At 23.9% G+C, this 10107-nt stretch carries 7 protein-coding genes and 1 tRNA gene; 2 read left to right on the top strand and 6 right to left on the bottom strand.

What is annotated here, in order from left to right:
• The 6 genes from hflK to pgi form a co-directional block, all read right to left on the bottom strand.
• Nucleotides 1-1095: FtsH protease activity modulator HflK (hflK, locus tag D9V70_RS02930; RefSeq protein ID WP_253254806.1), on the bottom strand; the 1095-nt coding region annotated here is incomplete at its 3' end.
• Between the two features lie 146 nt (nucleotides 1096-1241).
• On the bottom strand, nucleotides 1242-2138 hold the full coding sequence (miaA, locus tag D9V70_RS02935) for a tRNA (adenosine(37)-N6)-dimethylallyltransferase MiaA (RefSeq protein WP_158356230.1): 897 nt from the start codon (nucleotides 2136-2138) through the stop codon (nucleotides 1242-1244).
• Nucleotides 2139-2184: 46 nt separating this feature from the next.
• Nucleotides 2185-3864 (bottom strand): DNA mismatch repair endonuclease MutL, encoded by a 1680-nt coding sequence (gene mutL, locus D9V70_RS02940; protein WP_158356231.1) that lies wholly within the window; start codon nucleotides 3862-3864, stop codon nucleotides 2185-2187.
• 67 nt (nucleotides 3865-3931) lie between these two features.
• Nucleotides 3932-5101, bottom strand: coding sequence for a mannitol-1-phosphate 5-dehydrogenase (locus D9V70_RS02945; protein WP_158356232.1), 1170 nt, complete (start codon nucleotides 5099-5101; stop codon nucleotides 3932-3934).
• Between the two features lie 54 nt (nucleotides 5102-5155).
• The gene (locus D9V70_RS02950; protein ID WP_158356233.1) at nucleotides 5156-7078 is read right to left on the bottom strand and encodes a PTS mannitol transporter subunit IICBA; all 1923 of its coding nucleotides are present in this window, start codon (nucleotides 7076-7078) and stop codon (nucleotides 5156-5158) included.
• A 177-nt stretch (nucleotides 7079-7255) separates the two neighbouring features.
• Entirely contained in the window at nucleotides 7256-8905 is a 1650-nt protein-coding gene (pgi, locus tag D9V70_RS02955; protein ID WP_158356234.1) for a glucose-6-phosphate isomerase, read from the bottom strand.
• A gap of 242 nt (nucleotides 8906-9147) precedes the next feature.
• On the opposite strand from pgi, the gene orn reads away from it, so the two are divergent.
• Nucleotides 9148-9693, top strand: coding sequence for an oligoribonuclease (gene orn / locus D9V70_RS02960; protein ID WP_158356235.1), 546 nt, complete (start codon nucleotides 9148-9150; stop codon nucleotides 9691-9693).
• An 85-nt stretch (nucleotides 9694-9778) separates the two neighbouring features.
• Nucleotides 9779-9854: transfer RNA gene (locus D9V70_RS02965), tRNA-Gly, on the top strand.
• Nucleotides 9855-10107: the final 253 nt, after the last annotated feature.

The raw sequence follows: 10107 nt of genomic DNA on the forward strand, positions 1-10107 counted from the left end.
ATTAACATTATTCATAAAGTTTTTATCAATTGATTTATTATTTGAAAAAAAATTATCTAGAGAAAGAAAAAACATTGAATTATTTTTTTTATCAATAAATATTTTTTTATTTTTGCTTAATATTCTTTCCATAGATTCTATATAAAGACGTTTTAAAGTAATTTTTTTTGCTATTCTATATTCAGGTAAAATTTTAGAAAAACGAACAACTTCTCCTTGAGCTTCTAAAATTATACGTGATGAATATGCACGTGCTTCTTCTAAAATTCTTTGTGCTTGTCCATGAGCTTTTGGCTGAACTTCATTAGAATATGCCTCAGCTTCACGTACATATTGCTCACGATTTTCACGTGCTGCTATTGCATCATCAAAAGACTCTTTGACTTCTTCTGGAGGTCTAGCTGTTTGAAAATTAACATCTAATATAGTTATACCCATTTGATATGGTTTAATTGTATTTTCTATTTCTTTTTGAGTATCACTACGTACTAAAGTACGTCCTTCTGTTAAAACTCTATCCATAGTTGAACGACCAATAACACCACGCAATGCACTATCTGTTGCTTGACGTAAACTCTCATCAGGATAGGAAACAGAAAACAAATAGTCAGAAGGATTAGTAATTTTATATTGTACATTCATTTCAACATGAACAACATTTTCATCTGAAGTTAGCATTATTCCTGATGTTGCTAACTCTCTTACAGTTTCAACATTGATAGCTTTTACTTCATTGATAAAAACTGGTCGCCAATTTAATCCTGGTAAAACTAAATGACTAAACCTACCAAAACTTGTCACTACACCACGTTCTGCTTCTTTGATAGTATAAAAACCACTAAAACACCAAATAAAAAAACTTATAAAAAATATAATTAAAAAAGGATGTATATTTTTTTTTGATGTATTTGAAGAATAAGTTGTTTTAGTAATAATATTCTTCATATTATAAAAAAAGCTTTTTATATCTGATATAGTTTTTTTTTCAGTCGGTTTATTTTTAATTTTATCATTTGAATCATGTTTTTTTTCACTTTCTTTATCCCTCCAAGGATCAAATTCAGATTGTTTATCATTTGGTTTATTCCAGGCCATTTTATGCCTCATTGTTAATTTTCTTTTTTAAAATAATTTAAAAAATAATAGAATTTATTTCTAGTGCATATATAAAAAATACTAATTAAGATAATACATACTATGTTTTATAGGAAAAATATATTTTTTCTAAAAATTTTTTATATTTATTTATTAATTGTTTGTAAAACATCTAATAACTTTTTAATTAATATATTAATATTATATTGACATGATAATTTATTAACATTTTTCCATTTTTTTAACCATGTTAATTGATGTTTAGCAAGTGTTTTTGTAGAATGAACAATTTTTTCAATCATTTCTTTGTAACTAATTTTATACTCAAGATATTCCCACATTTGACGATATCCTATACATTTAATAGAAGGTAGATTTATGTGTAAATCTCCTCTAAAAAATAATGATTCAACTTCTTCTTGAAAACCTGACATGAGCATGTTCTTTACACGTAATTTAATTCGATGGTTTAACCATTTTTTACTAGGTGGTATAATAGAAAATTGAAAAATAGTATATGGTAATTTATGGTTATTGTGTTTTGTTAATTCTGTTAAATTTTTACCAGAAATATAAAATACTTCTAAAGCTCTTAATAATCTTTGAATATCATTTTTATGAATTCGATTAGCAGAAACAGGATCTATTAATTCTAATTGTTTATGTAATATATTTTTTTTATTATTTAACAAATATTTGCGTACTTTAATATTAGATGGAGGTAAAATAGATAATCCATGTAATAATACATTATAATAAAACATGGTTCCACCAACAAGACAAGGTATTTTCCCTAATTTTACGATATCCTTAATTTCTCTTAATACATCGTTATAAAATTCTGCAACTGAATAATTTTCAATAGGATCTTTAATATTTAGTAAACGATGAGGATGATTTAATAAATCAGAAAGACTTGGTTTTGCTGTTCCAATATTCATATCACGATAAATTAAGGCAGAATCTACGCTAATCAATTCTATTGGTAAATACTCTCTAAGAGAAATAGCAAATTGGGTCTTTCCACATGCTGTTGGTCCCATTAAAAAAAGCACTATAGGATTTTTTTTTTATTATTTTGATTAATATTCATATTTTTAACATATATAAAGCTGAGTTAATATTTATTTTTTGTAATAGATTTGGAGGAGGGTTTTCAAATAAAAAAGGACAATAATATTGTATTTTTACTAAAACTGAAGTTCCATCTATATAATTCCAATGTTTTAATTCTATAAAAACGTTCATGTACAACCAATCAACTATATCTGAAATCAATACTCTTTTTTTTAAAACTAGAAACCGAAAAAAATTTGATATCATAAAATCAGTATTTCTTTTTTTAAAAAAAACTGGAATACTTTTTAACGTAATATAATTTTTCTTAAAAACAAAGTGAAACCCAAACAATAATAATATTTTTTGATTATTTAATAAAATAATATACTCTTCCACTGAAATGTTCACTTGAATATTAGTCAAGCAACATTTAGGTGTTATCTTCTCTTTTAAATTAATTCTTAATTGATATTTTTTCACTATTGCTTCAGCTAACGGAAGGGAAATTAATGAAAAATCATCGTATTGATAAAGCAAACCATAATATTGACGAAAAATGATTAACAAACTAGGAAAAGAAGAATGCTTTTTTTTAACATATTTATTAAATAAAAATTTTTGATCTATTTTTTTTATTATATTTTTATCTTTTATAATATTTTTTTTAAAATAAGGAAGAGTTTTTACTTGAAATAAATATTTATCTTTATTTTCTTTTAAAGTACGTAAAATAGTATCATATATAAATGAATAAACTATATCAGAATGATTGAATATAATTTCATTTTTTGTAGGATGAATATTAACGTCAATTTCATGAGGTGGAATAGTTAAATATAAAATAAATGAAATGTTTTTATTTCCTGCCATCTCATTATAGGCAGAACGAATAGCATTCATAATAAGATTATTATGAATATAACGGTTATTAACATAACAATATTGAATCTTATTGAAAAAATTCGAACATTGTGGATATGATATCCATCCAAATAATACAATGTTATATGCTTTTGCATTAATTTCTAGTATATTACTTAAATTTATTTTATCTAAAAATACATCTTTTAATCTATTAATTTTATCGCTTAATTTTTTTAAAGCGTTGTATTGTACAACTATTTTTTTATTATGTATTAGAGAAAAATTAATATAAAAATGTGATAAAGCAATTTTTTTAAAAATCTCACATATTTTTAAAAATTCGAATTTTTTATTTTTTATAAATTTAAGTTTAATAGGAATATTGTAAAATAAATTTTCTACTATAACAGTAGTACCCTTAGGATGTGCTATTGGTTGTAAAACCATCTTATCATCATCAACAAATCCTTCTGAATATATTTTCCAAGCAATATTATTTACTCTATTAGAAGAGATTAATGTAAACCTTGAAACTGCTCTTATGCTCGCTAGAGCCTCACCTCGAAATCCAAAAGTATTAATTTTTTCTAAATCAGAAAAGGAATTAATCTTACTAGTTGCATGACGAGTAATTGCAAGTAGTAATTCATGTCGATCGATACCGAAACCATCATCTTTTAGAACAATAGATTTAAAACCATTTTTTTCTATTTCAACAATAATATTTTTCGAATTTGCATCAATACTGTTTTCTATAATTTCTTTAACAACTGAAGATGGTCGATCAATTACTTCTCCTGCTGAAATTTGGGATGATAAATCAGATGATAATACACGAATAGTCATTATCTTATTCTCTAATTTAGTTTAATAAATTATTGAAGAAAACATAATATTCTTTTATAATAATTTTTCATAATGAAAAATATTTTTTATGAAGAGTATTATATTTTGAAATAATTAAGCGAGATTCTTCACTATTTTCGGGTAAATCGCAAATATCTGACAAAGTTTTTTTTATTCCTTTGCTTTGTATCAAAGAAAAAATCTTCATTGATTCTGAATCATTTTTATTATAATAGAAAAATGCTGATGCAATACCTTTTGCTAAATTCGAACAAGATAGTCCATACTTAATACAACCTAAAAGAGGTTTAACTAAACGTTCTTCTTTTCTTAGTTTTTGAATTGGATTCCGTGCTACGCGTGTAAGATTATCTAATAAAAAAGGATTTTCAAAACGCAAAAAAATCTTATTAATATAAGCTAAATGATCATTCATATTAAAATCATATTTTTTTATCAAAAATTTTCCACTTTCTACCATCGCGTTTTTTACAATAACACCTATTTCTTCATCTAAAATAGCTTCATATATAGTTTTACATTTTTTTATCCAACCTAAATATGCAGCTATAGCATGCCCTGTATTTAATGTGAATAATTTTCTTTCGATAAATGGATCTAGATTGTTACTTAACTGCATGTTAATTATTTTAGGTACTTGTCCTTTAAATTGAGTAATATTTACTATCCATTCTTGAAAATTTTCAGCAGTTAAAAGTAAGGAATGCATCTGTTTATTAACAATAGACGGTATAATTGTATCAATGCTACAATCTACAAAACCAATATATTTTTGTACATATATATGATATTTTTGAGGTAATTTATTCAACACATATTGCTTTAAAATTGAACTTGCCTGCATTTTATTTTCGCAAGCAATGATGTTTAATGGTGTTGTTGACTGCATATTAAATTTCAATATTATTCCATGGGAAATTAAAGATGATACTTTATCTAATGCAGAAGGACCGACTGCAGTTGTAATTAAATTAACTAAAGTAATTATCTTAATAATTTTAGGATTATTAAAATGTATAGCACTAATGTTTTTAATATTAGAAATATTATCTTGATTTTTACCCAGTATTCGAACTGAATAATATTTTCTATTATTAATAGAATCTATTACATTTTGATTGATATCAGAAAATATTATATCACAATTTGATTCTGATAATATTTTCCCAACAAAACCAAGACCAATGTTTCCAGCTCCAAAATGAAGTGCTTTCATATTTAAATGTTCCAATAAAAATTTTTTGTTTAAAAAGCATTGAAAAATTTAAAATTATTTAATATTTAAAAGTGATAATACTTCTTTTATATTAGTTGTTTTAGATAATTTTTTAATTGTATCTTGATTATCTAAGGCATTGGTAATATTACTTACCACCATAATATGCTCATCATTTTTAGCAGCCACTCCAATTACAAGATAAGCAATATCATCTATATCATCTCCAAAATGAACACCTTTTGGAAATTGACAAAAAATTATACCAGTTTTTAAAACAGATTTTTTTCCTTCTATAGTTCCATGTGGAAGAGCAATTGATTCTCCTAGCCAAGTAGAAGCTATTTTTTCTCTTTCTAACATAGAGTTAATATAATCAAATTTTACATAACCTTGTTTTACTAAATTTTGACCAACAATATTAATAGCTTCTTCTTTAGAATTTGCATATTGATTAAGCAAGATATTATTTTCACTTAATTGAAATAAAGCATGCGATTCTTTCTTGTAATTTAAATTATTTTTATTTTTTTTATCCAAGGAACTAATATGATTTCTCTCTACAGAAGTTATATTTTTTACTAATTTCTTTATTAAATTATCATAAAAACTATTATTAAGAAAGTTTTTTAAAGAAATATGCTGAGCATCAGATGCATATTTTTTAGCTCGATCAGTTAAATTTTGATGTGTAATTACTAAATCTGCATTTTTAGGTAATACATTAATTGCCATATTTGATACAGAAATATGAGTTAAATTAGCAAGTTTGATTTTTTTACGAAGAATACTTGCACCCATGGCACTAGATCCCATTCCAGCATCGCAAGCAACTATAATTCTTTTTATTTTATCAACATTAATATATTTAATATCATCAAAATTATCATTTTGTAATATTTTTTGATTTAATAGATTATTATCTTTTTTCAATAATTTTTTATTGTTCAAATTAACTCTATAAAAATTATACTTTAATAGTAAAGATGCACTAATAAAAGATACAATGAAAGAACAAAAAACAGCACTAATATTCACTAAATAAAAACCTTTTGGAGTCATTGCTAAAATAGATAAAATTGAACCTGGTGATACTGCAGAAATCAAACCTCCATTAAAACAAACAAGTATAAAAATACTAGTCATACCACCTATAATTAAAGAAATAATTAATTTTGGTTGCATTAAAATATAAGGAAAATAAATTTCATGCACTCCACCTAAAAACTCAATTACCGCCGCACCTCCTGAAGATTTAGATAAATTTCCTTTCCCAAAAAACAACCATGCTATTAACACACCGAGACCAGGACCTGGATTAGATTCTATTAAAAAAAATATAGATTTATGGTTTTCAGAAACATCTTGAACGCCTAATGGTGAAAAAATTCCATGATTAATTGCATTGTTTAAAAAAAATATTTTAGCTGGTTCTATAATTATAGATACAAAAGGTAATAAGTTATAATGCAATATTATTTTCACAAAATTAGATAAAATATGAGAAATCCATTCAATAAATGGACCAATAGTCAAAAATGAAATTATTGCTAATATAACCCCTAATATAGCAACAGAAAAATTATTAACTAACATCTCAAAACCATTTTTAATTTTATTTTCTATTTTTTGGTCAAAATACTGAATACTCCAACCACCTATTGGTCCTGTAATCATTGCTCCTAATAACATTGGCATATTGGTACTAGTAATAACGCCAATGGTAGTTATACTCCCAACTAGACCACCCCTATGATTAGAAATTAAATGTCCTCCGGTATATCCAATTAAAATAGGTAGTAAATAAAAAATAATAGGTGATATTAACTGTTCTAAAACTTTATTAGGTTGCCATCCTAAAGGTATAAATAAAGCAGTCATAATTCCCCATGCAATAAAAATACTTATATTAGGCATTATCATATTACTTAGAAATTGACCAAAATTTTGCATTTTTAATTTAATTAGTGTAAACATAATAAACCACACATATTCCATAAAATTAGAATTTTAAAATAATTTAAAAATAAAACATTAATGATGAAATTTAATAATTTTTTGAAATGCTAAACCTCTAATAAATACATATTTTATCAAAAATAATTTTGATTTATATATTTTAAAATGATTTAATAATAAAAATTATTAAATTTTTTAACTTATAAAAGATTTATAAAACGTTATTAATCCTTGAGTAGAAGAATCATAACACTTTTGTGTTGTATTGCTATTTAAATAATTATAAATATTTTGAGATAATTTTTTTCCTATCTCTACACCCCATTGATCAAAACTAAAAATATTTAATATATAACCTTGAACAAAAATTTTATGCTCGTATAAAGCAATCAACGAACCTAAATTATAAGGATTTATTTTTCGAATTAAGATTGAATTTGTCGGTTGGTTTCCGTAACATATTTTAAAAGGAGACATGCTATCTATACTATAATCATTTTGTGTAGACAGATTTAACTCAGATGATAAAATATCATAAGAATTACCAAAAGCTAGTGCTTTTGTTTGAGCAAAAAAATTAGAAATTAATTTTAAATGATGATCATCAAAATCATTATGTGAAAACACTGAAGCAATAAAATCACAAGGAATTAATTTAGTCCCTTGATGTATTAATTGATAAAATGCATGTTGACCGTTTGTTCCAGGTTCACCCCAAATAATGGGACCAGTTTGATAAGATATTTTCTGTCCCATTCTATTAACTGATTTACCATTAGATTCCATATTAGCCTGCTGAAGATATGCAGAAAAACGATGCATATTCTGATCGTATGGCAAGATAGATTCTGTTTCACAATTAAAAAAATTGCTATACCAAATACTAATTAAAGCTAACAATATTGGAATATTTTTATTATTATCAGTATAATAAAAATGATTATCCATAGCATGAGCACCATCTAAAAATTTTTTAAAGTTATCAAATCCAATGGATAAAACAATTGATAATCCAGCTGAAGACCATAATGAAAAACGTCCTCCTACCCAATCCCAGAATTTAAAAATATTGTTAATATCAATTTCAAAATCCAAAGCATTTTGTACATTAGCTGATAAAGCAAAAAAATGTTTTTTTAACATACTTTTATCTTTTACAAAATTTAAAAACCATTTTTTCGCAGTATAAGCATTTGTTATTGTTTCATCTGTTGTAAACGTTTTAGAAGCGATTAAAAAAATTGTTTGTTCAGGATTTATTTTTTTTAACACCTCATTAATATGTGTTGCATCTATATTTGAAACAAAATGCATATTTAAATGATTTTTATAAGGTCGTAATGCTTCAGTAACCATATATGGTCCTAAATCAGATCCCCCTATTCCGATATTCACAACATCAGAAATAGTTTTTCCAGTATAACCTTTCCATATTCCATTAATAACAAGTTTTGAAAAATCTTTCATTTTTTCAAGTTCTCTATTAACTTCTAACATAATATTACGATTATTTACCATAATAGGATTATTAGTTCTATTACGAAGCGCTATATGTAATACAGGTCGATTTTCTGTCTGATTAATTTTGAAACCAGAAAACATTAATTTTATAGCAGATTTAACATTAGTTTCTTCAGCTAAATTTAATAAATGCATTAATGTATTTTCATTGATACGGTTTTTTGAAAAATCGATTAACATTTCATCTTCAAATACAATCGAAAATTCTTTAAATCTATTGGGATTCTTTAAAAAAAAATCTTTTAAATGAATGTCTTTTATTTTTTTGAAATGATTATTTAATTTTTGATAAGATTGGGTTTTATTAAAATTGATATTTTTCATCATAAAATTTTCCCTTAATTGTTTCAAAATCTGATTTATACAAATAAAATACTATTATTAAAGATAAATATAAAAAGTTTATTCAATACTATTTTCTTTATTATGAAAAAAGATTTTTTACTTTTAGAAATATATTTTTTAAACTAGTTAGAAGTATATTTTTAAAAATATTTGTATAATTTATTTATTTTATAATTTAACAATTCTATTTTATAATAACATTTGAATAACATATAAAAAATATGAAAATCAATAAAAAAAATCTTATTTGGATTGATTTAGAAATGACCGGTCTTGATCCTAAAACACATCGTATTATTGAAATTGCTACTTTGATTACAGATGATCAACTAAATATTGTTTCAGAAGGACCAGTAATTTCTATATATCAAAAAAATAAATATATTTCATTAATGGATAAGTGGAATACTACAACTCATCAAAAAAGTGGATTAATAAAACGTGTTAAAAAAAGTTTATATAATGAAAACCAAGCAGAAATTGAAACATTGCTTTTTTTAAAAAAATGGGTTCCTATTAAAACATCTCCAATGTGTGGAAATAGCATTTCTCAAGATCGAAGATTCTTATTTAAATATATGCCGAAATTAGAAAATTATTTTCATTATAGAAATATAGATGTTAGTTCTATAAAAGAACTAATTCATCGTTGGTATAATAATGTATATGATCATTTAAAAAAACGTAATCATACAGCGCTAGAAGATGTTCGTGAATCTGTTATGGAGTTAAAGTTTTATAAAGAAAATTTTTTTAAATTTGAATAAAATTTATTTAAAGAAAACTTGAAAAATTTATTTTATAGATATAAAATAAATTTTATCATATCTTGTTTAAAAATTTAAAAAAATTGCGGGAATAGCTCAGTTGGTAGAGCACAACCTTGCCAAGGTTGGGGTCGCGAGTTCAAGTCTCGTTTCCCGCTCCATTCTAGTTTAGTTATTAAAAATAGTTATCAACAATGTAATTATAATAATTTTTCTGAAAAATAAATAAAAAATTAAATTAATAAAATTTAAAGGAAAATATATATATGATTTTTTATTCATCTTATAAATGGATAATATTTTTTCTTTTTTCGTTCGCTTTTCAAATTCAAATAAATTATTATAAATATATAAAAAAAAATATTTTATTGAAAAAAATGTATTTATTTCAGATAATTTATCTATTTTAAAATA

The organism is Buchnera aphidicola (Lipaphis pseudobrassicae) (assembly GCF_005081185.1).
In the GTDB taxonomy this organism is placed as follows: domain Bacteria; phylum Pseudomonadota; class Gammaproteobacteria; order Enterobacterales; family Enterobacteriaceae; genus Buchnera; species Buchnera aphidicola_AD.